Consider the following 23,395-nt stretch of genomic DNA (forward strand, 5'->3'; position numbering starts at 1 on the left):
ACCGGGATTACAGTGACACCGTTCGGTGTTGTACTGTTGTGCACCCAATGGGCATGGATAGCGAGAGGGGGCCCGAAATGATCCTGGTTCGTCAAGAGATCGGCGAAGTCCTACGTGACTTCCGTCTGCAGAAGGGGCGCACCCTCCGTCAGGTGGCGGGTCGCGCCAGCGTGGCCTTGGGCTACCTGAGCGAGGTGGAGCGCGGTCAGAAGGAAGCCTCCAGCGAGATTCTCGCCGCCGTCGCCGACGCGCTCGATGTACCCATCTCCGCCGTCATGCGCGAAGTGGGCGACCGCATCTCGGTCCTCGAGGGCATGCACACCTTCCCCGATGTCGTCCCCGACGACCTCGTGGCTTCGGTCGAGGCCGAGCCCGCACTGTCGCTGCGCTGACCGCGGAATGCGTCGAAGCGAATTCGACCGCGCCGTGACCGACGAGTTCGGCACTCGCGGCTCTGCCCTCGTGGCCGACCTGGTGCTCACGCGCGTCGGCGGGCTCACCGCCCGGGAGGCGCTGGCTGCCGGAACTCCGGCTCGCGAGGTGTGGGTCGCGCTGTGCATCGAGGCAGATGTGCCCGACGACCGCCGGTATGGCGTGGGTCGGCTCGACGCCCGTCGACGCTGACGCGTCCCCGCCCGCCGGATCCGGCGTTCGTCGGTACCGCCGAATCGCGTTCGGCGTGTCGTCGAAGATCTGTTCGATGCGGTCGTAGGCTCCTGTACAGAGGTGTCGAGGGCGTATCCGTCCACATTTCCGGGAGGCGATCGATTCAATGTCGGAGGCCATCCGTAGCGTGGACCACGTCATCGCACACCACACGCCTTGTCGCAGCATCCGTCCCAGCCGGGGCGGAGCGCGTCAGCCTACAGGCGACCGACCGCGAGCAGAGAAGAGCACGTCATGCCATCACCCGCTGACCGCGAGAAGGCCCTCGAATCGGCCCTCGCCCAGATCGACCGGCAGTTCGGAAAGGGCTCGGTCATGCGACTGGGCAGCGACGAGCGCGCTCCGGTCGCCGTGATCTCCACCGGCTCCATCGCCCTCGACGTCGCGCTCGGCGTCGGCGGTCTGCCGCGCGGCCGCATCATCGAGATCTACGGTCCGGAGTCGTCGGGTAAGACGACTCTCACCCTGCACGCCATCGCCAATGCACAGCGCGCCGGCGGCATCGCCGCCTTCATCGACGCCGAGCACGCGCTGGACCCCGACTACGCGCAGAAGCTCGGCGTCGACATCGACCAGTTGCTCGTGTCGCAGCCCGACACCGGCGAGCAAGCCCTGGAGATCGCGGACATGCTCGTGCGCTCCGGTGCCATCGACCTCATCGTCATCGACTCCGTCGCCGCTCTCGTGCCCAAGGCCGAGATCGAGGGCGAGATGGGCGATTCGCACGTCGGTCTGCAGGCGCGACTGATGTCGCAGGCACTGCGCAAGCTCACCGGTGGCCTGAGCCAGACCAACACCACCATGATCTTCATCAACCAGCTGCGCGAGAAGATCGGTGTCTTCTTCGGCTCGCCCGAGACCACCGCCGGTGGCAAGGCGCTGAAGTTCTACGCGTCGGTGCGCCTGGACATCCGCCGTATCGAGACGCTGAAGGACGGCACCGACGCAGTCGGTAACCGCACCCGCGTCAAGGTCGTCAAGAACAAGATGGCCCCGCCGTTCAAGCAGGCCGAGTTCGACATCCTCTATGGCACCGGCATCTCCCGCGAGGGCAGCCTCATCGACTTCGGTGTCGAGCACGCACTCGTGAAGAAGTCGGGCGCCTGGTACACCTACGAGGGCGATCAGCTCGGTCAGGGCAAGGAGAACGCCCGCAACTTCCTGCTGCGCAATCCCGACATCGCCAACGACATCGAGACGAAGATCAAGCAGAAGCTCGGCGTCGGTCAGCCGAAGGTCGTCGAGGAACCCGCGGGCGACGAGCTGGCCGCACGCCGGCCCGCCTGATGGTCCGGTTCTCCAGTGACGGGGGCGTCCCCTCGGACGCCGAGGGGATCGCCCCCGTCATCCCGCTGTTCGGCGGGCGCCGTGTGGCCGCCGAACCGGCGCGGGCCAGGGCCGCTGCCGTTGCGCCCGGTCGCGCGGCCGTCGGGGACGCAGACCCCGTCGCCGAGGCTGCCGATGCCCTCGCCCGCCTCGGGCGACGCTCGCCCGCCGAATCCAGCGAGCGGCCGCCGCAGTGGCGCACCGGGTGGGCTCAGGAAGCAGCGCCCGTCGAGGAGGAGTCCGACGAGGAGCTCGCCGACCGGGTCGCCGCTGCCGAGCGCATTCTTCTGAAGAAACTCCGCTCCCGGCAGCTGTCGGTCTCCGAGGCCCGCGCGGCCGCCGCCGAGCACGACCTCCCCGCTGACGATCTCGAAGCCCTGCTCGACTCGTTCGCACGACTGGGCTACCTCGACGACGCGCGGCTGGCGGAACAGCTGATCCATGCCGGCACCCACCGCAAGGCACAGGGGCGGCGCGCGATCGCGCAGACGCTCTCATCGCGCGGCATCCCTCGGGAGATCGCCGACGAGGCGTTGGACGAAGAGCCCGACGACGAGGCGCAGCGGGCGCTGGAGTTCGCGCGCACCAAGGCGCGCCAGCTGGACAGTGTCGATCAGGAGACCGCGATGCGCCGGCTGATGGGACAGCTGTCCCGGCGGGGCTACTCCGGTTCGGTCGCGGCCACCGCGGCCCGCACGGCGCTGACGGAGAAGCGCGCCCCCGGCGGCGTGCGCTTCAGCTGACGCTCCCACGCCACAGAACGCCGAGCCTTCGGGCTCGGCGTTCTGTGGCGGCGCGCGTGGCGGCATCCGCCGGCGGTGTGGCCATTCGGTCGTCGCACCCGTCCCCGTCCCGCTGAATCTGGGGGCGTTCGTGACGACCGAGCGTGAGTCCACCGGTGCCCGACCACACCGCTCGCATCGGAATCTACAATGGGGAACATCATGACCTTCCCGTCCGCCATTCCCACGCTCATCGCCCCGTCATCGGCGGCGCACACGGTCGACGGTCGCGCGCGCACCTACGAGGTGCGCACGTTCGGCTGCCAGATGAACGTGCACGACTCCGAGCGTCTGTCCGGCTCGCTCGAGAGCGCCGGATACGTGCCGGCCACAACGGGCGAGGACGCCGACGTCATCGTCATCAACACCTGCGCGGTGCGCGACAACGCCGCCGGCAAGCTCTACGGCACGCTCGGGTACCTGAAGTCCCGCAAGGACAAGCACGAAGGCATGCAGATCGCCGTCGGCGGCTGCCTCGCGCAGATGGACAAGGAGACCGTGCAGCGCAAGGCCCCCTGGGTCGACGTCGTCTTCGGCACCCACAACATGGGGTCCCTCCCCAGCCTGCTCGAACGCGCCCGTCACAACGGCGAAGCCGAACTGGAGATCCTCGAGTCGCTCGAGGTGTTCCCCTCGACGCTGCCCACCAAGCGCGACGCCGTGCACAGCGGGTGGGTTTCCATCTCGGTCGGCTGCAACAACACCTGCACCTTCTGCATCGTGCCGAGTCTGCGCGGCAAGGAGAAGGACCGTCGCCCCGGCGACATCCTGAACGAGATCCGCCTCCTCGTCGACGACGGGGCGATCGAGGTGACCCTGCTGGGACAGAACGTCAACTCGTACGGCGTCGAGTTCGGCGACCGCGCCGCGTTCGGCAAGCTGCTGCGCGCGGCGGGCGAGATCCCCGGCCTGGAGCGCATCCGGTTCACCAGCCCTCACCCGGCGGCCTTCACCGACGACGTCATCGCCGCCATGGCGGAGACCCCCGCCGTCATGCCGCAGCTGCACATGCCGCTGCAGTCCGGCAGCGACCGCATCCTCAGGGCGATGCGCCGCTCCTACCGGTCGGAGCGTTTCCTCGGCATCCTCGATCGGGTGCGCCAGCGGATGCCGAACGCCGCGATCTCCACCGACATCATCGTCGGCTTCCCCGGCGAGACCGAGGCGGACTTCGAAGACACGATGCGGGTCGTGGCGGCAGCGCGGTTCGCGACTGCCTTCACGTTCCAGTACTCCATCCGCGAGGGTACCCCGGCGGCGACCATGCCCGACCAGGTGCCCAAGCACATCGTGCAGGAGCGCTACGAGCGCCTCACCGCGCTGCAGGAGCGCATCTGCCTCGAGGAGAACCAGAAGCAGGTCGGCCGCGAGGTGCAGGTCCTGGTGTCCACAGGTGAGGGCAAGAAGGATGCCGAGACGCACCGGCTCACCGGCCGCGCCGAGGACAACCGGCTCGTGCACTTCGAAGTGCCCGCCGGATCGGCCCTGCCGCGGCCGGGCGATGTGGTCACGACGGTGATCACACACGCCGCGCCGTTCCATCTGCTGGCCGACGCTCCCGATGGCGCGCCGCTGCGAATCCGCCGTACGCGCGCCGGCGACGCGTGGGACCGGACGCAGGCGGAGTCCTGCGGCGTCCCGGCTCCGGCCGCTGAGTCCGGTGCGCCCCGGGCCGTCTCGCTCGGGCTTCCCACACTCCGCATCGGTGTCTGAGCCGTCCCTGTGGGCCGTCGTCGGCGCCACGGGCACCGGTAAGACCGCGCTGTCACTCGACCTCGCCGAAGCGTTGGGGTCACGCGGACGGGCCGCGGAGATCGTCAACGCCGATGCGATGCAGCTGTACCGCGGTATGGACATCGGCACCGCGAAGCTGCCCGAAAGCGAACGCCGCGGCATCCCGCACCACCTGTTCGACGTGCTCGATCCCGCCGATGACGCCGCCGTCGCCTGGTACCAGCAAGCGGCCCGCGCCGCGATCACCGCGATCCACGGCCGGGGCGCCGACGCGATCCTGGTGGGCGGCTCCGGGCTGTACGTGTCCAGCGTCCTGTACGACTTCCGGTTTCCGCCCCGCGACGCCGAGCTGCGCGCGCGCCTGGAGCGGGAGCTCGACGACCTCGGCCCCGGCGCGCTGTTCGCTCGGCTGCGCGAGCTGGATCCGGCGACGGCCGAGCGCGTCGACCCGCGCAACGGGCGACGGATCGTCCGGGCGCTCGAGGTGCTCGCCCAGGGCGAGGCGACGCACGGCGCGGCGCTGCCCGACGCCCCGGTGCTGTGGCACACCCCGACACGCATCGTGGGAGTGGCGGTGCCGCGCGACGAACTGGTCGCCCGCCTCGACGCGCGCGTGGATGCCATGTGGCGCGACGGCCTGCTGGACGAGGTCGCCGCGCTGCGCGCGCAGGGACTGGAGGACGGAGTCACCGCGCGCCGCGCGATCGGCTACGCCCAGGCCCTCGCGCAGCTGGACGGGCAGCTGACGCAGCAGGACGCGATCGCCCAGACCCAGGCGTTGACGCGGCGGTACGCCAGGCGCCAGGTGTCGTGGTTCCGCCGCTACGCCGATGTCACCTGGGTGGCGTCCGGGGCGGATGCCGCCGCGCTGGCAGAATCCCTCGTATGACCGTCGCGCTTCGACCGTTCGCCGTCGCGGACACCGAACAGGTGGTCGCCCTGTGGGAAGCGGCGGGACTCACGCGGCCGTGGAACGACCCGCGGGCCGACATCGCCCGCAAGCTCACGGTGCAGCCGGAACTGTTCCTCGTCGCCGTCGACGGCAGCGGTGTCGTCGGCAGCGTCATGGCCGGGTACGACGGGCACCGCGGCTGGCTGCACTACCTCGCCACCGCGCCGGGGAGACGCTCCCAGGGCATCGGGCGGGCGCTGGTGGCCGAGGCCGAGGCGCGGCTGCTCGCACTCGGATGCCCCAAGGTGCAGCTCATGGTGCGTCCGGACAACCCCGGCGCCCGCGGTTTCTACCGAGAGCTGGGGTTTGAGCCGTTCGAGATCTGGGCGACGGGGAAGCGGCTGATCGCCGACGACTGAGGCCACCGGACTCGGCATCCGCGTCATGCGCGCCGATACACTGGAGGGATGCCGCAGACCCTCCCGTTCACCAAAGGTCACGGCACCGGCAATGACTTCGTGATCTTCGCCGACCCGGACGGCGCGATCGACCTCTCCGACGACCAGGTCGCCGTGCTCTGCGATCGACGCTTCGGCATCGGCGCCGACGGCATCCTGCGCGTGGTGCGCTCCGCAGCGCTGCCGGACGGACTGGACGCGGCCGCAGCCGGTGCGGAGTGGTTCATGGACTACCGCAACGCCGACGGTTCCGTCGCGGAGATGTGCGGCAACGGCATCCGCGCCTACACCCGCTACCTCGTCGACCGGGGTCTGGCCGACCTCCCCGAAGGCGGCCACCTCGACATCGGCACCCGCGCCGGCGTGAAGCGGGTCACCCGCTCCGACGACGGGTTCGAAGTGGACCTCGGCCTGTGGCGGGCGGAGGCCGCGGACGTCCTGGTACGAGCGCGCGGACTCGACGTGGCCCGCCCCGGGCAGGGCATCGACGTCGGCAACCCGCACGTCGTCGTTGCGCTTCCCACCCACCTGGAGCTGGACGGACTCGACCTCACGGTGCAGCCGATCCTAGACCCGGCCCCGCGTCACGGCGCGAACATCGAGTTCGTCGTGCCGGCCGATCCGCTCGTGCGGGACGGCATCGGCGCGATCACGATGCGCGTATTCGAGCGCGGCGTCGGCGAAACGCTCAGCTGCGGCACCGGGGTGGCCGCCGCCGCCCTCGCGGTGCGGTACTGGGCAGGACCGGCGGCACCCAATCAGTGGCGCGTCGACGTGCCAGGCGGCACGCTCGGCGTGCGGGTGCGCATCGACGACGACGGCGAGCACGTGCTGCTGTCGGGACCGGCGACCCTCGTCTTCAGCGGCGAGGTCGCGTTGGCCTGAGCGCCGGCGCCGGCGCGCAGGCGCGCAGCCGCAGCCGCAGCCGTGCGGCCTCGTCAGGGGAGGGTGATCTCGGCCGTCGGCGTCGACCCGTGCCGGCGCACCTTGATGACCCGGAATCCGCGGCCGGTCGCCGCCCGGTGCACGCTGTAGCCGTCGGCGAACGTGGCATCCAGCCAGCGCTGCAGCGAATCGGACCCCAGGTTGCGCTGCACCACGAGCCACGCGTCGCTGCGTTCGCCCAAGCGCGGGATCCAGTGCTGCAGCAGGCCGTGCAGCACGTTCTTGCCGACCCGGATGGGCGGGTTCGAGCGAATGGTGCGGAACATCACGTCGTCGGGAACATCGTCGGGAAGCACGGCGTTGACGTTGTCGAGCCCCAACGTCTCGGCGTTGCGGCGCACGAGATCCAGGGCGCGCTCGTTGACATCGACGGCCCACACGGTCGCGTGCGGCGCATCGATGGCGAGAGACAGCGCGATGGGGCCCCAGCCGCAGCCGAGATCGAGCAGATGCCCGCCCGGTGGTGGCGGCGGGGTATTGGCCAACAGCACTTCGGTGCCCGAATCCACGTGCCCCGGACTGAATACCCCGCCCGCTGTGGTGACCTCCACATCGCGTCCGGCAAGGGTCACCCGGACACGGCGAAGATCATCGGAGCTGGACGGGGACGCACTGAAGTAGTGATCATTCCCCATGCTGCGAGCGTAGCGGAGGCCGCCAGCAGGGCGGAAAGCTAGAGTTTATGGATGCCGCCTCGCGCGGCGTCCCGGAAGGACTACATGACAGACACCACCATTCCCGAGAACGCCGATTCGACACCGATCGATCCGGTCGACCGGGTGCTGGCGCGCGCTGAGGCGCGCCGGAACGTGCGGGTGAGCAGCTTCGCCGACGCCCAGACCCACAGGCTGGGTGCGGCGCAGGCGCTGCAGGACGAAGCCACCGCCTATGGCGACAGCGACGGCGAGCAGTGGGAGCGCGAGGAACGTGCCGCGCTGCGGCGCGTGCCTGGCCTGTCCACCGAGCTCGAGGATGTCACCGAGGTCGAGTACCGCCAGCTGCGGCTGGAGAACGTGGTGCTCGTCGGGGTGTACCCGCAGGGCTCCCAGGAGGATGCCGAGAACTCGCTGCGCGAGCTGGCGGCGCTGGCCGAGACGGCCGGCGCGGTCGTGCTCGACGGCGTGCTGCAGCGGCGCCCCCACCCGGACCCGGCGACGTATGTGGGGCGCGGCAAGGCCCAGGAGCTGCGCGACATCGTCGTGTCGGTCGGGGCGGATACCGTCATCGCCGACACGGAGCTGGCGCCGAGCCAGCGGCGTGCCCTCGAGGACGTCGTCAAGGTCAAGGTCATCGACCGCACCACGGTCATCCTCGACATCTTCAGCCAGCACGCCAAGAGCCGCGAGGGCAAGGCGCAGGTCGAGCTGGCGCAGCTGGAGTACCTGATGCCGCGGCTGCGCGGCTGGGGTGACTCCATGAGCCGTCAGGCCGGTGGCCAGGTGGGCGCCGGCGGAGCGGGTATGGGTTCGCGCGGCCCCGGTGAGACCAAGATCGAGCTCGACCGCCGCCGCATCCGCACGCGCATGGCGCTGCTGCGCCGCCAGATCCGCGATTTCGCGCCGGCACGGGACGCCAAGCGCGCCGAGCGCCGACGCAACACGATCCCCTCGGTGGCGATCGCCGGGTACACCAACGCCGGCAAATCCAGCCTGCTCAACCGCCTCACCAGCGCCGGCGTGCTCGTGGAGAACGCGCTGTTCGCGACGCTGGATGCCACCGTGCGACGCGCCGAGACCGCCGACGGGCGCGTGTTCACCCTCACCGACACCGTGGGGTTCGTCCGCAACCTGCCGCACCAGCTGGTGGAGGCGTTCCGTTCGACCCTGGAAGAGGTGGCGGCCTCGGACGTCATCGTCCACGTCGTGGATGCTTCGCACCCCGACCCGGCGAGCCAGCTGGCGACGGTGCGCGATGTGATCGGGGACGTCGGCGCGCGCGATATCCGCGAGATCGTCGTGTTCAACAAGGCCGACCTCGTCGACGAGGACACCCGGCTGGTGCTGCGTGGCCTGGAGCCGGACGCCATGTTCGTCTCTTCGCGCACCGGTGAGGGGATCGCGCAGCTGCGGGAGGTCGTCGAGGCGGCGTTGCCGCTGCCGGCGGTCGAGGTGCGAGCGCTCGTGCCGTACGACCGCGGCGATCTGGTGTCGGCCGCCCACGAGACGGGGCACATCGTGGCCCAGTCCCACGAGGAGGAGGGCACCGCGCTGCACGCGCACGTGTCACCGCGACTGGCCGCCGAGCTGGAGCGCTTCCGCACCGACGCCTGACCCGCGACGTTCGGTCGTCGCATCCGTCCCTGTGCTGAGTGTGCGCGGGGCCGGACGCGTCGACCGAACGCGGGTCAGCCGGCGGGGGAGAGCTCGACCGGCGCGACGCCCGGAGTGTCGAAGCCGAACACCTGGCCCAGGAACGCCAGCTCCGACTCCAGCGCGTGCACGACGGTCTCGGCGCGGCGGAAGCCGTGGCCCTCGCCCTCGTACAGCACGTACGCGTGCGGCACGCCGCGCGCGGCGAGGGCGTCACGGATCGCTTCGGCCTGTGACGGCGGCACCACCTCGTCCTCGGCGCCCTGCAGCAGCAGCACCGGGACGCGGAAGCGCTCCGGGCGGCTGAGCGGGGAGCGCTCGGTGTAGACCGCGTCGGCTTCCGGCAGCGGGCCGATGAGCCCGTCGAGGTACCGGGCCTCGAAGTCGTGGGTGTCCTCGGCGAGGGTGCGGGCGTCCCCGACGCCGTAGCGGGAGATCCCCGCCGCGAAGACGTCGGTGCGCACGAGCGCCGACAGCACCGTCCAGCCGCCGGCGGAGCCGCCCTCGATCGCCAGCCGCGCGGCATCCGCCCGGCCCTCGGCGGCAAGCCCAGATGCGGCAGCGGCGACGTCGTCGACGTCCGCGATGCCCCACTGCCCCCGCAGCCGTTCCCGGTAGGTACGGCCGTAGCCGCTGGAGCCGGCGTAATTGACGTCGAGCACCCCGATGCCCCGGCTGGTGAAGTAGGCGATCTTGCCGGATGCCGCCGCCGCCACGTGAGCGGTGGGGCCGCCGTGGACGAACACGACGTACGGCGGCAGTTCGCCCTCGGGTGCGGTGGCGTCGGGGTTGGTCGGCGGGTAGTCGTAGGCGTGCACCGGGCCGTGGGGACCGTCGACGGTGAACTCTCGCGGCCGCGGCAGCCACGCGGCATCCCACGGCGACTGGCCGCCCACGAGCGGCTGCGCCTCGCCGGGGCGGTCGACATCGACGAGCCACAGGCCCGCGGGGTGCTGGACACCGGCACCGGTGAGCAGCACCCGTGACCCGGCGGCATCCTCGATCGACACGCCCGCGGTGGTGGGAAGCCCCAGTGCGCGCGCCTGCCCGTCGCGGGAGATCAGCACCACTTCGTCGTTGCCGTTGGTGCGCACCGCGACGATGCGGCCGTCCGCGAGGGTGGCGAACCAGCGCTGGCCCAGCACCCACAGCGGTCCGCCGGTGTCGGCGTCGGCGGGGGACACCGCGACCGGTTCGCCGTCCGGAAGCGAGACCCGCCACAGGTTCCAGCGGCCGGTGGGGTCGTCGGCGTAGACGAGGCGGTCATCGCCCTGCCACTGCGGCTGCAACGGCGAGGTCACGCCGGAGGAGATCACCGTCGGCTGCGCGACCCGGCCCGCCTCCAGCCGTCCGACGAGCAGGCGCGCGCGGTCCCACGCCATGTCGGGGTGATCCCACGCGATCCACGCCAGGTGGCGGCCGTCGGGGGAGAGGGCGGGGTGGGCGACGAAATCGCTGCCACCGGCGACCTCGACCACGCCGGCGGTCCCGATCGACACGATGTGGCGCACCGGGCGCTCGCCGCGGGTGTGGTCCTCGCGCACCGCCAGCAGGGTGCCCGCCTGCCAGGTCAGCCCGCCGTAGCGCACATCCCCGGCAGCGGGCGTCAGCGCCACGGGCTCTGCGCCGGGACGCTGGACGTAGACGCGCTGATCGGCCTTCTCGACGAAGTACAGCCGGCCCTCGGGCGAGGCCGTCCACGCGCCGCCGCCGTATTCGTGCACGCGGGAGCGGACGTTCCAGCCTGCCGGCAGCACGTCCGACACCGTGCCGTCGGGCCGTCGCCGCCGCACCGTCGTGCGCCCGCCTTCCGCAGGCACCGTCTGCCCCCACCACACCTCGTCGCCGACGAAGCGGGCGCCTTCCAGCCGAGGCGAGGCCTCGGACACGTCGGCCGCAGACAGCGGGGAGGGCCAGGAACCGTACGGAAGGACGTCGACCATACATCCCACGTTACGCGGGGACACAGATCGTCACATCCGACCGCGGCCGCCGGTCGCGTGGCTACCGTGGGGGCATGACGCGGCAATGCGAAGGGGGGATGCCGCGGTCGTAGCGGCATCCCCCTCCGTCGTCGTCGACGGTGCGTCGATCAGATCGCGCGCAGTACCGCCACGACCTTGCCCAGCACCACGGCCTCGTCGCCGACGATCGGTTCGAACGCACTGTTGCGGGGGAGCAGCCAGGTGTGACCGTCGCGCTGGCGGAAGGTCTTCACCGTCGCCTCACCATCGAGCATGGCCGCGACGATCTCGCCGTTGTCGGCGGTGGCCTGAGAGCGCACGACGACCCAGTCGCCGTCGCAGATGGCGGCGTCGATCATCGACTCGCCGCTGACCTTCAGCATGAACAGGTCGCCCTTGCCGACCAGCTGGCGCGGCAGCGGGAAGATCTCCTCCACCTGCTGATCCGCCGTGATCGGCACGCCGGCGGCGATGCGGCCCACCAGCGGCACCAGGGCGGCGTCGCCCACAGCGGGGGAGGCATCGGCCGGGTTCTCGGCGGCACTGCCGGGGAGGTCGATCAGCACCTCCATCGCGCGCGTCTTGCCTGCGTCGCGACGGAGGTACCCGCTCAGTTCGAGCTGGTTGAGCTGGTGGGTCACGCTCGACAGCGACTTGAGCCCGACCGCATCCCCGATCTCGCGCATGCTCGGCGGGTAGCCGTGGCGGGCGATCGACCGCTGGATCACTTCGAGGATGGCGAGCTGCTTGTCGCTCAGGCTCTTGCGGCGGCGCGTCTGCGGTTTCTCCTGCGCGCGCTCGCGGCCGCCCGGTGTCGTGTCGGTCATCTCGCCCTCTCCCGTCTCGCCGCACGGGGCAGCGGTCTTCGAATGTCGGAGGTCCGTGGTGGGGTGCTCCTATCGAAACCGTATCCGGTGACGGATGCCACGGCGACGAGGTGTACGCGTGTCGCGTGCGATTCGATCTCCGAGCAGGTTTCGTACTTGACACCCTAGAACATCGAAGATAACTTCGGAAGAGAACTTCGCATCCGGCTCTCCCGGCCGAGGGCCGGATGCGAAGATCGTCACAGAGGAGGACCCCATGACCACCATCGAGATCGCAGGCACCGCACCGTCCACGACGCGACTGCGGATCACCCCGCGCGGTCGCCGCGTGCTCGCCGGCATCGCCGCACTCCCGGCGGTCGCTGCCCTCGGCTTCGGTATCCTCAGCGGCGGCGGTGCCCTCGCAACGATGGATGCTCCGGCTCCCGCCGGCACGTTCGAGACCGTCACGGTGACCGCCGGCGAATCGCTGTGGGGGATCGCCGAAGAGGTCGCGCCCCAGGCGGACCCGCGCGATGTGATCGACGCGATCGTGCGTCTGAATGCGCTGGAGTCGTCGAACCTCGCCGCAGGCCAGCGCCTGTCGATCCCCCTGGAGTACGTCGCCGGCCACTGAGCCTCCCATGCGCTCTAGCATTGGAGGGGTGATCGTGAGTCTTGACGACCTGCCCCTCCGCGCCGACCTGCGCGGCCAGACCCCCTATGGCGCCCCGCAGGCACCCCTGCCGGTGGCCCTCAACGTCAACGAGAACACCCATCCCATCCCAGATGAGGTCGCCGGTGACATTCTCGACTCCGTCGCCCGGGCGCTGCGTGACATCAACCGCTACCCGGACCGCGAGTTCACCGCGTTGCGCGAGGGCTTCGCCGACTACCTCGGCCACGGCCTGACGGCCGACCAGATCTGGGCGGCCAACGGCTCCAACGAGGTGCTGCAGCACGTGCTGCAGGCCTTCGCCGGACCCGGCCGCACCGCGTTCACCTTCGCGCCGAGCTACTCGATGTACCCGCTGCTCACGCGGGGTACCGGCGCCACCTGGGTCGCCGGCCACCGCGCCCATGACTACACGCTGAGCCCGGCTGATGCGGCATCCCAGGTCGCCGACGCGTCGCCCGACGTCATCTTCCTCTGCGCCCCGAACAACCCCACCGGCACGCCCATGTCGCTGGATGTGATCGAGGCGGTGTACGAGGCCAGCCACGGCATTGTGATCGTCGATGAGGCCTATGCCGAGTTCGCCCCGCACGAGGAGCGCACCGCGCTGTCGCTGCTGCCGGGGCGGGAACGCCTGGTGGTCTCGCGCACCATGAGTAAGGCGTTCGCGTTCGCCGGCGCCCGCGTCGGCTACCTCGCCGCCGACCCCGCGGTCATCGACGCACTGCGCCTGGTGCGTCTGCCCTACCACCTCAGCGCCCTCACGCAGGCCGCCGCGACCGCCGCGCTGCGGCACGCCCCCGTCATGCTGCGCATGGTCGACGACATCGTCGCGCAGCGCGACCGCATCTCGGCCACGCTCGAAGCGCTCGGCTACGAGCCCCACGAGTCCTGGACCAACTTCGTGCTCTTCGGCGGGGTGGACGACCCCGCCGCGACCTGGCAGGCGCTGTACGACCGCGGCATCCTGATCCGCGACGTCGGCATCCCCGGTCACCTGCGGGTGACGGCGGGCACCGAGGCGGAGACCACAGCGTTCCTCGACGCGCTGGCCTCGGTAGACTCGAAGTCATGACCCGTCCCGAGGCTCGCACCGCATCCGTGCGCCGTGCGACCAGCGAATCCACCGTCGAACTCGAGCTCGACCTCGACGGCACCGGACGCAGCCACATCGACACCAGCGTGCCGTTCTTCAACCACCTGCTGACGGCGTTCGCCAAGCACTCGCTGACCGATCTCACCGTGCGCGCTTCCGGTGACACCGACATCGACGCGCACCACACCGTGGAGGACGTCGCGATCGTCCTCGGCCAGGCGATCCGCGAGGCGCTCGGTGACAAGACCGGCATCTCCCGCTACGGCGACGCGCTCGTCCCGCTCGACGAGGCGCTCGCGCAGGCGGTCGTCGACATCAGCGGCCGGCCCTACCTCGTACACACGGGGGAGCCGGTGGGCTTCGAGCACCACCTCATCGGCGGCCACTTCACCGGATCGCTCGTGCGCCACACGTTCGAGGCGATCGCGTTCAACGCGGGCCTCACCGTGCACGTCACGGTGCTCGGCGGCCGCGACCCCCACCACATCGCCGAAGCCGAGTACAAGGCCTTCGCGCGCGCATTCCGCCAGGCGAAGTCCCTCGACCCGCTCGTGCAGGGCGTACCCAGCACGAAGGGTGCTCTGTGACCGGCATCAACGGAGATCGGCCCGTCGTCGCGGTTCTGGACTACGGATCGGGCAACGTCCACTCTGCCGTCAAGGCGCTGGTCGCGGCGGGTGCCGACGCACGGCTGACGTCCGATCGCGGTCTGGTCCGCGAGGCGGACGGCCTGGTGGTGCCCGGAGTGGGCGCGTTCCGCGCCGTGATGGACGCCCTCCGCGCCAGCCGCGCCGATGAGCTGATCGACCGCCGCCTTGCCGGCGGCCGGCCGGTGCTCGGCATCTGCGTCGGGATGCAGGTGCTGTTCGAGCACGGCGTCGAACGCGGCGTCGACACCGAGGGCCTGGGCGAATGGCCCGGCGCCGTCACCGAACTCGACGCCCCGGTGCTGCCCCACATGGGCTGGAACACCGTCGAGGCGGGGGAGGGCTCGGTACTCTTCCGCGGCATCGAGCAGGAACGGTTCTACTTCGTCCACTCCTACGCCGCCCAGTCATGGACCCTCGATGTCATGCCGCCGTTCCCGAGCCCCGCGCTGACCTGGAGCCGCCACGGTGCGCCGTTCCTGGCCGCGGTCGAGAACGGGCCGCTGTCGGCGACCCAGTTCCACCCGGAGAAGTCGGGCGAAGCCGGCATCCGCCTGTTGTCCAATTGGATCGGCGCCTTGCCCCGGACTACGCTCTGACATCGTGTCGTCGCGGCCCTCGCCGCGCCACCGAACCTGTACCACCCCTGGAGCCATGAACGATTTCGCGTCCACCCCCGAGCTGATCCTCCTCCCCGCCATCGACGTCGCCGACGGCAAGGCCGTGCGCCTGACGCAGGGGGAGGCCGGGTCGGAGACCAGCTACGGCGACCCTGTCGAGGCCGCGCAGTTGTGGGCCCGCCAGGGCGCGAAGTGGATCCACCTGGTCGACCTCGACGCGGCGTTCGGCCGCGGCAACAACACCAGCGTGCTGCGCAAGGTGATCAAGCACGTCAAGGGCGTGCAGGTGGAGCTGTCCGGCGGCATCCGCGATGACCGGACGCTGGATGCCGCGCTGGAAAGCGGCGCCACCCGCATCAACCTCGGCACGGCGGCGCTGGAGAACCCGGAATGGGCCTCCGACGTCATCGCCCGCTACGGCGACGCGATCGCCGTCGGGCTCGACGTGCGGGGCACGACCCTGGCTGCGCGCGGCTGGACCCGCGAGGGCGGGGACCTCTGGGAGGTCATGGACCGACTCGAGCAGGCCGGCTGCCGCCGCTACGTCGTCACCGACGTCACGAAGGACGGGACGCTGCGCGGACCCAACCTGCAGCTGCTGCGCGACGTGACCGCGCGCACGACGAAGCCGGTCGTCGCCTCCGGAGGCATCTCGAGCCTTGACGACATCGCGGCGCTGCGCGAACTCGTGCCGCTGGGCGTCGAGGGAGCGATCGTCGGCAAGGCGCTGTACGCGAAGGCCTTCACCCTCGCCGAGGCGCTGGATGTCGCCGGATCCTGAGCCCGGCTGCGCGCACACCGGCGACTCCGCCGGGGTGCCGTGGGAGGGCCGCAGCTTCCAGTCAAACCCGCATGCTGGCGATGACGGCTCCGCCGATCCCTCGTTGCTCGCGGCGCTGCAGGCATTCCGCGCCGGCACCGGTGACCAGACCGCTGTCGTCGAGGCGTACCGCACCGCGCGGCTGCTGATTCCGCTCGTCGCCGAGAAGGGCGACGAGGGCGTCGGGCCGACCGGGCTGGTCGTCGACAAGACGCAGGAACTGTCGATCGTGACGGTGGCCGCGCCGGACGGGCGACGGGTGCTCCCGGTGTTCAGCTCGGTCGCGGCGATGCAGCGGTGGGATGCCACCGCGCGCCCCGTGCCTGCCGACGGTGTGCGCACCGCGGTGGCCGCCGCGCACGATGACACCGACCTGATCGTGATCGATCCGACGAGTGAGACCGAGTTCGTGCTGCGCCGGCCCGCCGTCTGGGCGATCGGTCAGGGCCACGAGTGGGAGCCGAGCTTCGCGTCCCCGGAGGTGTACCGCGGACTGCAGGAGAGCATCGGGGGAGAGCTGGCGGTGCTCGATCTGTCGATGGAGCCCGGCGATCCCGACGCGCGGCTGCGCGGGCCCGAGCTGTTGGTGCGGCTGCAGCTGGTCGCCGGCCTGGAGCAGGCCGAGCTCGACGCCGTGCTGCAGCGGCTCGCCGCGCGCTGGGCCGCCGATGACCGTATCGCGGTGCTGGTCGATTCCCTGACCGTGAAGCTCACCCGCCCCGCCGAGTGAGTATTCCCGCCGCCGAGTGAGTATTCGTACTGCCGAGTGAGTATTGCGGCCGCCGAGTGAGTACTCACGCCGACGCGAATACTCGCTCGCGGGCTCGAATACTCACTCGAGGACGCGAATACTCACTCGCGGGCTCGAATACTCACTCGCGGGCGCTCAGGTGACGGGGCCCGTCAGCTTCTCGCCGGGGCCTTTACCGATCGGGTCGGGGACGACGGATGCCTCGCGGAACGCAAGTTGCAGCGACCGCAGGCCGTCCCGGAGCGACCGGGCGTGCATGTCGCTGATCTCGGGGGCACCGGCGGTGATCAGGCCGGCCAGCGCGTTGATGAGCTTGCGCGCCTCATCGAGGTCGGTCTGCGTCTGCGGGTCGTCGGCGAGCCCGACCTTCACTGCGGCGGCGCTCATCAAGTGCACCGCGGTCGTGGTGATCACCTCGACCGCCGGCACGTCGGCGATGTCCCGGGTCGCGGAGTTGGCGGCGCGATCCTGCTCCTCCCAGCGGGCCTCGGTTGCGGCATCCGGGGCACTCCCGGAGGTCGGCTGATCGTCGTGCCCAAGGGGAATCGTGTTCACATCACACTTTCTGCTAGACTTTCGCGGGCACCGGGGGGTTCTCCCCCGGATCGAAAGAGGATCACATCCCACCCGCGCTTGCCGCTCAAGGCTACCGGGTCCACGCACTCCGCTCCGTCTCGTACGGAGTAGCCAGGGTGCACAAGCTCGGCGCAGGTGCGCTGTGCGGGTGGAACGTGCGAATCTTCCGCCCGCGAGGGACCGCTGAAATGCGGATCGTCGCGGTGGCCGGTCCTATTCGTTACGTAAGAGGAGCTCCGCATCAGCGATCCCCGCACCAATGACCGCATCCGCGTCCCCGAGGTCCGCCTCGTCGGCCCCGCGGGTGAGCAGGTCGGCGTCGTCCGCATCGAGGTGGCGCTGCGCCTGGCCCAGGAGGCCGAACTCGACCTGGTCGAGGTGGCCCCGAACTCGAAGCCGCCCGTGGTCAAGATCATGGACTACGGCAAGTTCAAGTACGAGGCGGCGCAGAAGGCCAAGGAAGCGCGGCGCAATCAGGCGAACACGGTCCTCAAGGAGGTCCGATTCCGACTGAAGATCGAGGCGCACGACTACATAACCAAGCTCAAGCGCGCCGAGGGCTTCCTGCAGGCCGGCGACAAGGTCAAGGCCATGATCCTGTTCCGCGGTCGCGAGCAGTCGCGCCCCGAACAGGGTGTGCGTCTCCTGCGCAAGTTCGCCGAGGACGTGGCGGAGTTCGGCACGGTCGAATCCAGCCCCACGATCGACGGTCGCAACATGGTCATGGTGGTCGCTCCCCACAAGAACAAGTCCGAGGTCAAGACCGAGCAGAACGCCGCGCGCGCTGCCAACAAGGAAGCGGCCCGTCAGGCCCGCTCCGGCGGTCCCGACGACGACCACTACGACGACCACGACGACGACGACCTCGACGAGCAGATCGACGAGCAGGAAGAGCAGCCCGTCGAGAAGCCGGTCGAGCAGCCTGTTGCCGAGCCCGTCGAAGAGCCTGCTGCGCAGCCTGTCGCCGAGCCGGTCGAGGAGCCTGTCGCCGCGCCGGTCGAGGAGCCTGCAGCCAAGCCCGTCGCAGCGCCCGTCGAGCAGCCCGCCGCAGCACCGGCCGCAGCACCCGCTGCCAAGCCGGCCGCAGCACCGGCCGCCAAGCCTGCTGCCAAGCCGGCCGCAAAGCCCGCCGAGCAGCCTGCGGACAAGCCGGCCGCAAAGCCGGTCGCAAAGCCGGCTGCCAAGCCCACCCCCAGGCCGGCGGCAAAGCCCACCCCGAAGCCGGCTGCCAAGCCCGCCGAACAGACGGCCGAATAGGCCCCCACATACTCCCGCACCGCGGGGTACCGACTCCCGCCTGCGCGGGACGTGAACGAAGGAAGAAAGAGATGCCGAAGCAGAAGACCCACTCGGGTGCCAAGAAGCGCTTCAAGCTCACCGGAAGCGGCAAGCTCATGAAGCAGCAGGCCGGCATGCGCCACAACCTCGAGGGCAAGTCGAGCCGTCGTACCCGCCGCCTCAACCAGGAGCAGGTTCTGGCCCCGGGCGACGCCAAGGTCGCCAAGAAGCTGCTCGGTCGCTGAGCCTCCACGCACGTTAGAAAGTAGAAGAAAATGGCAAGAGTCAAGCGGGCTGTAAACGCCCACAAGAAGCGTCGCGTCATCCTCGAGCGCGCGTCCGGTTACCGCGGTCAGCGCTCGCGTCTGTACCGCAAGGCGAAGGAGCAGGTCACCCACTCGCTCGTCTACGCGTACCGGGACCGCCGCAAGCGCAAGGGCAACTTCCGTCGCCTCTGGATCCAGCGCATCAACGCCGCTGCCCGTCAGAACGGCATCACGTACAACCGCTTCATCCAGGGTCTGGGTATCGCGGGTGTGCAGGTCGACCGTCGCATGCTGGCCGAGCTGGCTGTGCACGAGCCGGCCGTCTTCGCCTCGCTCGTCCAGACGGCAAAGACCGCGCTGCCGGCCGACGTCAACGCTCCCAAGGCCTGAATCGACCTGATTCCGTCAGCGCCTGGCGCTCATCGGAAAGGGGCGTCCTCCTCGGAGGGCGCCCCTTCGTCGTACCCGGACGGCGCACATTCGCCGCTTAGGATGGGACTGTGCTCGAGAATCCGCGTTCGCCTCGTGTGCGTGCTGTCGCCAAACTGACCAAGCGCAGTGCCCGCCAGGAGACCGGCCTCTTCCTCCTCGAGGGACCGCAGGCCGCGCGTGAAGCGCTGGCGCACCGCCCCGACACGCTCGTCGAGCTGTTCGCGACCCCCAGTGCGCTGGAACGCCACGCCGACGTGCGTGAGGCGGCGCAGGATGCCGGCATCGACGTCATCTTCACCACCGAAGCGGTCCTCGACGCCATGGCCGACACGGTCACCCCGCAGGGCATCGTCGCCGTCGCCCGGCAGGCGCCCACTTCGGTGCGCGACGTGTTCGCCGCCGGTCCCAAGCTCATCGCGATCTGCGAAGAAGTGCGCGACCCGGGCAACCTCGGCACCATCATCCGGGCAGCGGATGCCGCCGGCGCCGACGCCGTCATCCTCACTGGGCGCACCGTGGATCTGTACAACCCCAAGGTCGTGCGTGCCACGACCGGCTCGCTCTTCCACATCCCGGTCGCCGTGGGCGCCGACCTGGAGACCACGGCCGCACGCGCACGCGCCGCAGGGATGCAGGTGGTCGCCGCCGACGTCGGGGGAGAGGACTTCCTGGCCCGGCGGAGCCTGTTGGCCCAGCCCACCGCGTGGCTGTTCGGCAACGAGGCGCGCGGGCTCGATGACGCCGCGCTCGCCCACGCCGACATCGCGCTGCGCCTGCCGATCTACGGTGGCGCCGAGTCGCTCAACCTCGCCACCGCCGCGAGCGTGTGCCTGTACGAGAGCGCTTTCGCGCAGCGAACCGAGGACTGACCGCTCGCGTCGGTTTTGTTTCAGAACGGTAAAGGTCGCGTCAAGCGCCCTACTCCGTGCCGCAACGCATGAATAGGGTGTCCCCATGGCGATTCCAGACCCGCAGGCTGCTCCGCGCACCTCGAACATCGATGTCCAGCGTGGGCAGCCCCTCGTGGTGGTCTCCGATGTGCAGAAGCACTACGGCGACTTCCAGGCGCTCAAGGACATCAACCTGACGGTCAACCGCGGCGAGGTCGTCGTGGTGATCGGCCCCTCGGGCTCGGGCAAGTCGACGCTGTGCCGCACGATCAACCGCCTCGAGACCATCACCAGCGGCACGATCACGATCGACGGCAAGGAGCTGCCCAAGGAGGGCAAGGCCCTCGCCGCGCTGCGCGCGGACGTCGGGATGGTCTTCCAGTCCTTCAACCTCTTCTCCCACCTCACCATCCTCGAGAACGTCACGCTGGGTCCGATCCGGGTCAAGAAGATGAAGAAGGCGGATGCCGAGTCGGAGGCGCGGATCCTGCTGGAGCGCGTCGGGGTGGCCCAGCAGGCGGAGAAGCTGCCCGCACAGCTGTCCGGTGGTCAGCAGCAGCGCGTCGCGATCGCGCGGGCGCTGGCGATGAAGCCGAAGGTGATGCTCTTCGACGAGCCCACCAGCGCCCTGGACCCGGAGATGATCAACGAGGTGCTCGACGTCATGGTCGGCCTCGCCCAGGATGGCATGACCATGATCGTCGTCACCCACGAGATGGGCTTCGCCCGCAAGGCCGCCGACCGTGTCGTCTTCATGGCGGACGGGCAGATCGTCGAGGCGGCGACTCCGGACGAGTTCTTCACCAAGCCCAAGAGCGAGCGGGCCAAAGACTTCCTCTCCAAACTCATCACCCACTGAATACGTCGCGCCCTGCACCGGCGCGGAGACCGAAGATACCCACGACCAGGAGGATCACATGCGAATCAATCGGATTGGCGGAGCGTTCGCGGCCGTCGCGATCGCCGCGCTCGCACTGACCGGCTGCAACAGCGGCACCCCCGGTGGCACGGAGACCCCCGCCGACGCCGCCGAGGAAACCACGAGCGGCACCCCCTGGGAGGTCGCCGAGGACGTCACGCTCGAAGGCAGCCCCACGTTCGACGCCATGACCGAGCGCGGCAACGTGGTCGTGGGCGTCAAGGAGGACCAGCCCGGCCTGGGCTTCCTCGACCCCACGACCGGAGAGCGCACCGGCTTCGACATCGACATCGCCCGCTGGATCGCGGCGTCGCTGGGCTTCGATGAGGAAGACATCGAGTTCGTCGCCATCCCCTCCACGAACCGCGAGCAGGCGATCGTGAACGGCGACATCGACTACTACGTCGGCACCTACTCGATCACCGACAAGCGCAAGCTGGACATCGACTTCGCCGGTCCGTACTTCGTCACCGGCCAGGGCCTTCTGGTCGCGGCGGACAATGATGAGATCACCGATGTCGATTCGCTGACGGCCGACGACATCGTCTGCTCGGCGACCGGGTCGACCTCGATCCAGCGGATCAAGGACGAGACCCCGGCACAGACGAAGGAGTACGACACGTACTCCACGTGCGTCGAGGACCTGAAGAACAACCAGGTCGACGCCGTCACCACCGACGAGGCCATCCTCATCGGCTACGCCGCGCAGGACCCTGACAACCTGAAGGTCGTCGGCGACGTGTTCAGCGAGGAGCGCTACGGCGTGGGCCTGACCAAGGGGGATGCCGCGCTGCAGGAGCACATCAACACGCTGTTCACCGACGGCGGCGAGGTGTGGGATGTCATCTTCGAGAACAACCTGGGTGCATCCGGCGTGAGCGCCGAGCAGCCCGAGGTCGACGCAGTCGAGTAACACCGTTCCGGCGGCGGCGCGCCCGCGCCGCCGCCGGAGTGTCTCTGCTGGACTGTGAACTACGAGAGGCGGATCGATGGGCGTCATCACCGACAACCTCGACCTGTGGGGCGAAGCGATCACCGGCACCCTGGTGCTGTTCTTCGGCGGCGGCGTGATCGCGCTGGTGCTGGGTCTCATCGTGGGGGCGATGCGGGTCTCACCCGTCCCGATCGCCCGCGCGGTCGGCACGGTGTACGTCAACTGGATCCGCAACACCCCGCTGACCCTGGTGATGTTCTTCTTCGCCTTCTGCCTGCCGATCCTGCTGCAGGAGCGTATTGACGCGATTCTGCTGGCCACGGTCGCGCTGGGCATCTACACCGCCACCTATGTCGCCGAGACCATTCGCTCGGGCGTCAACACCGTCCCGGTGGGCCAGGCAGAAGCTGCCCGCGCCGTCGGCCTCACGTTCAGCCAGGTGATGACGCTCGTGGTGCTGCCGCAGGCCACTCGGTCGGTCATCCCGCCGATGATGAGCGTGTTCATCGCCCTGCTGAAGAACACCACGGTGGCTGCGGGCTTCTCTGTACTCAACCTCGGCTCGGTGCGCTCCTGGCTCAGCGAGCGCGGTGAGAACCAGCTCGTCGTGCTGCTGTGGGTGATGGTCATCTTCGTCGTCCTCGTGCTGCTGATGGCCTGGCTGCAGCGGGCGATTGAGAACAAGTGGAGGGTCGCGCGATGAGCTCCGTCCTGTACGACGTCCCCGGGCCCAAGGCCATCGTCCGCAACCGCATCATCGGAGTCGCCACGATCCTCGTGGTCCTCGCCATCTTCGGGTGGGTCATCTGGCGCTTCGCCGAGACCGGCCAGTTCAGCGCCCAGAAGTGGGAGCTGTTCGGCTACGCGAGCATCTGGATGCTCTTCCTCGAGGCCACCGGCAACACCCTCGCCGCCTTCGGGGTCGCCGCCGTCGGCGCCCTCGTGCTCGGTTTCGTCCTCGCCATCGGCCGTATGTCCGACCATGCCTGGATCCGCGTCCCGGTCGGCTGGATCGTCGAGGTGCTGCGGGCCATCCCGGTCCTGGTGTTCATGACCCTGCTCTACTACGGTCTGCCGGTCATCGACGTCAAGATGGAGCCCTACTGGGCCGTGGTCATCGCCCTCATCGCGTACAACGGTTCGGTGCTGGCAGAAGTGCTGCGCGCCGGCGTCGAGTCGCTCCCGCGCGGGCAGCGGGAAGCCGGCTACGCAATCGGCCTGCGCAAGGCGGGCGTGATGCGCCTGGTGCTCCTGCCGCAGGCGATCCGCGCCATGATGCCGGTCATCGTCGCCCAGCTCGTCGTGACTCTGAAGGACACCGCGCTGGGCTTCATCATCACCTACCCCGAGTTGCTGTACCTGGTGAAGCTGCTGGGCTCCAACGCCGTCTACGGTTCGCCGCTGATCCCCGCCGCCCTCGTCGGCGGTGCGATCTACATCGTGCTGTGCCTCGTACTGTCCTACATCGCGCACGTGCTGCAGAATCGCGTGCGCCGTTCGCCCCGGGTGTTCGTCGACCAGACGCACCATCCCGTCGCCGAGACGACCGACACCGAGGTGATCTCGATGCAGCTGGGCGCCGGCAAGTACGACAGCAGGGGCGAGTAG

Annotated in this window: 27 protein-coding genes; 23 read left to right on the forward strand and 4 right to left on the reverse strand. The window is 69.9% G+C overall.

All coding sequences use genetic code 11. The features are described 5' to 3' along the window. Window positions 1-77 precede the first annotated feature (77 nt). The 8 genes from QNO11_RS04770 to dapF all read left to right on the forward strand — a co-directional run bounded on the left by QNO11_RS04770 (window position 78) and on the right by dapF (window position 6,743). Entirely contained in the window at window positions 78-392 is a 315-nt protein-coding gene (locus QNO11_RS04770) for a helix-turn-helix domain-containing protein (protein ID WP_257510162.1), read from the forward strand. Between the two features lie 7 nt (window positions 393-399). After that, window positions 400-624: a DUF3046 domain-containing protein gene (locus tag QNO11_RS04775; protein WP_257510161.1), complete on the forward strand. Its 225-nt coding sequence runs from the start codon at window positions 400-402 to the stop codon at window positions 622-624. A gap of 276 nt (window positions 625-900) precedes the next feature. Then, window positions 901-1,953: a recombinase RecA gene (gene recA, locus QNO11_RS04780; protein ID WP_257510160.1), complete on the forward strand. Its 1,053-nt coding sequence runs from the start codon at window positions 901-903 to the stop codon at window positions 1,951-1,953. After that, window positions 1,953-2,735: a regulatory protein RecX gene (locus QNO11_RS04785; protein ID WP_257510159.1), complete on the forward strand. Its 783-nt coding sequence runs from the start codon at window positions 1,953-1,955 to the stop codon at window positions 2,733-2,735. Before recA ends, QNO11_RS04785 begins: the two co-directional genes overlap by 1 nt. 201 nt (window positions 2,736-2,936) lie before the next feature. Continuing rightward, window positions 2,937-4,487, forward strand: coding sequence for a tRNA (N6-isopentenyl adenosine(37)-C2)-methylthiotransferase MiaB (miaB, locus tag QNO11_RS04790; RefSeq protein ID WP_257510158.1), 1,551 nt, complete (start codon window positions 2,937-2,939; stop codon window positions 4,485-4,487). Then, entirely contained in the window at window positions 4,480-5,397 is a 918-nt protein-coding gene (miaA, locus tag QNO11_RS04795; protein ID WP_257510157.1) for a tRNA (adenosine(37)-N6)-dimethylallyltransferase MiaA, read from the forward strand. The genes miaB and miaA overlap by 8 nt, the downstream gene beginning before the upstream one ends. After that, entirely contained in the window at window positions 5,394-5,819 is a 426-nt protein-coding gene (locus tag QNO11_RS04800) for a GNAT family acetyltransferase (protein ID WP_257510156.1), read from the forward strand. Before miaA ends, QNO11_RS04800 begins: the two co-directional genes overlap by 4 nt. 48 nt (window positions 5,820-5,867) lie before the next feature. Beyond that, window positions 5,868-6,743 (forward strand): diaminopimelate epimerase, encoded by an 876-nt coding sequence (dapF, locus tag QNO11_RS04805; RefSeq protein WP_257510155.1) that lies wholly within the window; start codon window positions 5,868-5,870, stop codon window positions 6,741-6,743. A gap of 53 nt (window positions 6,744-6,796) precedes the next feature. Here the strand turns inward: dapF and QNO11_RS04810 are convergent, their stop codons facing one another. Next, window positions 6,797-7,438, reverse strand: a complete 642-nt coding sequence (locus QNO11_RS04810; RefSeq protein ID WP_257510154.1) for a class I SAM-dependent methyltransferase — start codon at window positions 7,436-7,438, stop codon at window positions 6,797-6,799. An 84-nt stretch (window positions 7,439-7,522) separates the two neighbouring features. Between QNO11_RS04810 and hflX the strand changes: the two genes are divergently transcribed. Beyond that, window positions 7,523-9,073, forward strand: a complete 1,551-nt coding sequence (hflX, locus tag QNO11_RS04815; protein WP_257510153.1) for a GTPase HflX — start codon at window positions 7,523-7,525, stop codon at window positions 9,071-9,073. A 74-nt stretch (window positions 9,074-9,147) separates the two neighbouring features. Here hflX and QNO11_RS04820 read toward each other — a convergent pair whose 3' ends face one another. Both QNO11_RS04820 and lexA read right to left on the reverse strand, forming a co-directional pair. Beyond that, window positions 9,148-11,055 (reverse strand): S9 family peptidase, encoded by a 1,908-nt coding sequence (locus QNO11_RS04820; RefSeq protein WP_257510152.1) that lies wholly within the window; start codon window positions 11,053-11,055, stop codon window positions 9,148-9,150. Window positions 11,056-11,204: 149 nt separating this feature from the next. Further along, window positions 11,205-11,903, reverse strand: a complete 699-nt coding sequence (gene lexA / locus QNO11_RS04825; protein WP_257510151.1) for a transcriptional repressor LexA — start codon at window positions 11,901-11,903, stop codon at window positions 11,205-11,207. A gap of 256 nt (window positions 11,904-12,159) precedes the next feature. Here lexA and QNO11_RS04830 point away from each other — a divergent pair, with 256 nt between their 5' ends. Genes QNO11_RS04830 through QNO11_RS04855 form a run of 6 tightly spaced genes read left to right on the forward strand, consistent with a single transcriptional unit; the run spans window position 12,160 to window position 16,471 of the window. Then, on the forward strand, window positions 12,160-12,519 hold the full coding sequence (locus QNO11_RS04830; protein WP_257510150.1) for a LysM peptidoglycan-binding domain-containing protein: 360 nt from the start codon (window positions 12,160-12,162) through the stop codon (window positions 12,517-12,519). Between the two features lie 28 nt (window positions 12,520-12,547). Then, the gene (locus QNO11_RS04835; protein ID WP_257510149.1) at window positions 12,548-13,633 is read left to right on the forward strand and encodes a histidinol-phosphate transaminase; all 1,086 of its coding nucleotides are present in this window, start codon (window positions 12,548-12,550) and stop codon (window positions 13,631-13,633) included. Further along, complete coding sequence (hisB, locus tag QNO11_RS04840; RefSeq protein ID WP_257510148.1) at window positions 13,630-14,241, forward strand: imidazoleglycerol-phosphate dehydratase HisB; 612 nt, start codon at window positions 13,630-13,632, stop codon at window positions 14,239-14,241. The genes QNO11_RS04835 and hisB overlap by 4 nt, the downstream gene beginning before the upstream one ends. Continuing rightward, window positions 14,238-14,900, forward strand: coding sequence for an imidazole glycerol phosphate synthase subunit HisH (gene hisH / locus QNO11_RS04845; RefSeq protein ID WP_257510147.1), 663 nt, complete (start codon window positions 14,238-14,240; stop codon window positions 14,898-14,900). The genes hisB and hisH overlap by 4 nt, the downstream gene beginning before the upstream one ends. A 55-nt stretch (window positions 14,901-14,955) precedes the next feature. Continuing rightward, a complete protein-coding gene (priA, locus tag QNO11_RS04850; RefSeq protein ID WP_257510146.1) occupies window positions 14,956-15,702 on the forward strand; it encodes a bifunctional 1-(5-phosphoribosyl)-5-((5-phosphoribosylamino)methylideneamino)imidazole-4-carboxamide isomerase/phosphoribosylanthranilate isomerase PriA in 747 nt (248 codons plus the stop codon). Further along, window positions 15,686-16,471, forward strand: coding sequence for an SseB family protein (locus tag QNO11_RS04855; RefSeq protein WP_257510145.1), 786 nt, complete (start codon window positions 15,686-15,688; stop codon window positions 16,469-16,471). The genes priA and QNO11_RS04855 overlap by 17 nt, the downstream gene beginning before the upstream one ends. A 156-nt stretch (window positions 16,472-16,627) precedes the next feature. Here the strand turns inward: QNO11_RS04855 and QNO11_RS04860 are convergent, their stop codons facing one another. Further along, on the reverse strand, window positions 16,628-17,038 hold the full coding sequence (locus tag QNO11_RS04860; protein ID WP_257510214.1) for a DUF1844 domain-containing protein: 411 nt from the start codon (window positions 17,036-17,038) through the stop codon (window positions 16,628-16,630). A gap of 297 nt (window positions 17,039-17,335) precedes the next feature. Between QNO11_RS04860 and infC the strand changes: the two genes are divergently transcribed. From infC to QNO11_RS04900, 8 genes are all read left to right on the forward strand, one after another. After that, window positions 17,336-18,325 (forward strand): translation initiation factor IF-3, encoded by a 990-nt coding sequence (infC, locus tag QNO11_RS16290; RefSeq protein WP_502883236.1) that lies wholly within the window; start codon window positions 17,336-17,338, stop codon window positions 18,323-18,325. Between the two features lie 71 nt (window positions 18,326-18,396). Then, window positions 18,397-18,591 (forward strand): 50S ribosomal protein L35, encoded by a 195-nt coding sequence (gene rpmI, locus QNO11_RS04870; RefSeq protein WP_257510144.1) that lies wholly within the window; start codon window positions 18,397-18,399, stop codon window positions 18,589-18,591. A gap of 30 nt (window positions 18,592-18,621) precedes the next feature. After that, a complete protein-coding gene (gene rplT / locus QNO11_RS04875; RefSeq protein ID WP_257510143.1) occupies window positions 18,622-19,002 on the forward strand; it encodes a 50S ribosomal protein L20 in 381 nt (126 codons plus the stop codon). 110 nt (window positions 19,003-19,112) lie between these two features. Further along, window positions 19,113-19,913, forward strand: coding sequence for a TrmH family RNA methyltransferase (locus tag QNO11_RS04880; protein WP_257510142.1), 801 nt, complete (start codon window positions 19,113-19,115; stop codon window positions 19,911-19,913). 85 nt (window positions 19,914-19,998) lie between these two features. Next, window positions 19,999-20,793, forward strand: a complete 795-nt coding sequence (locus QNO11_RS04885) for an amino acid ABC transporter ATP-binding protein (protein ID WP_257510141.1) — start codon at window positions 19,999-20,001, stop codon at window positions 20,791-20,793. Window positions 20,794-20,851: 58 nt separating this feature from the next. Continuing rightward, the gene (locus tag QNO11_RS04890; protein WP_257510140.1) at window positions 20,852-21,766 is read left to right on the forward strand and encodes a glutamate ABC transporter substrate-binding protein; all 915 of its coding nucleotides are present in this window, start codon (window positions 20,852-20,854) and stop codon (window positions 21,764-21,766) included. 76 nt (window positions 21,767-21,842) lie between these two features. Continuing rightward, window positions 21,843-22,490, forward strand: a complete 648-nt coding sequence (locus QNO11_RS04895; protein WP_257510139.1) for an amino acid ABC transporter permease — start codon at window positions 21,843-21,845, stop codon at window positions 22,488-22,490. Continuing rightward, the gene (locus QNO11_RS04900) at window positions 22,487-23,395 is read left to right on the forward strand and encodes an amino acid ABC transporter permease (RefSeq protein WP_257510138.1); all 909 of its coding nucleotides are present in this window, start codon (window positions 22,487-22,489) and stop codon (window positions 23,393-23,395) included. The genes QNO11_RS04895 and QNO11_RS04900 overlap by 4 nt, the downstream gene beginning before the upstream one ends.

Source organism: Microbacterium sp. zg-B96 (assembly GCF_030246865.1).
In the GTDB taxonomy this organism is placed as follows: domain Bacteria; phylum Actinomycetota; class Actinomycetes; order Actinomycetales; family Microbacteriaceae; genus Microbacterium.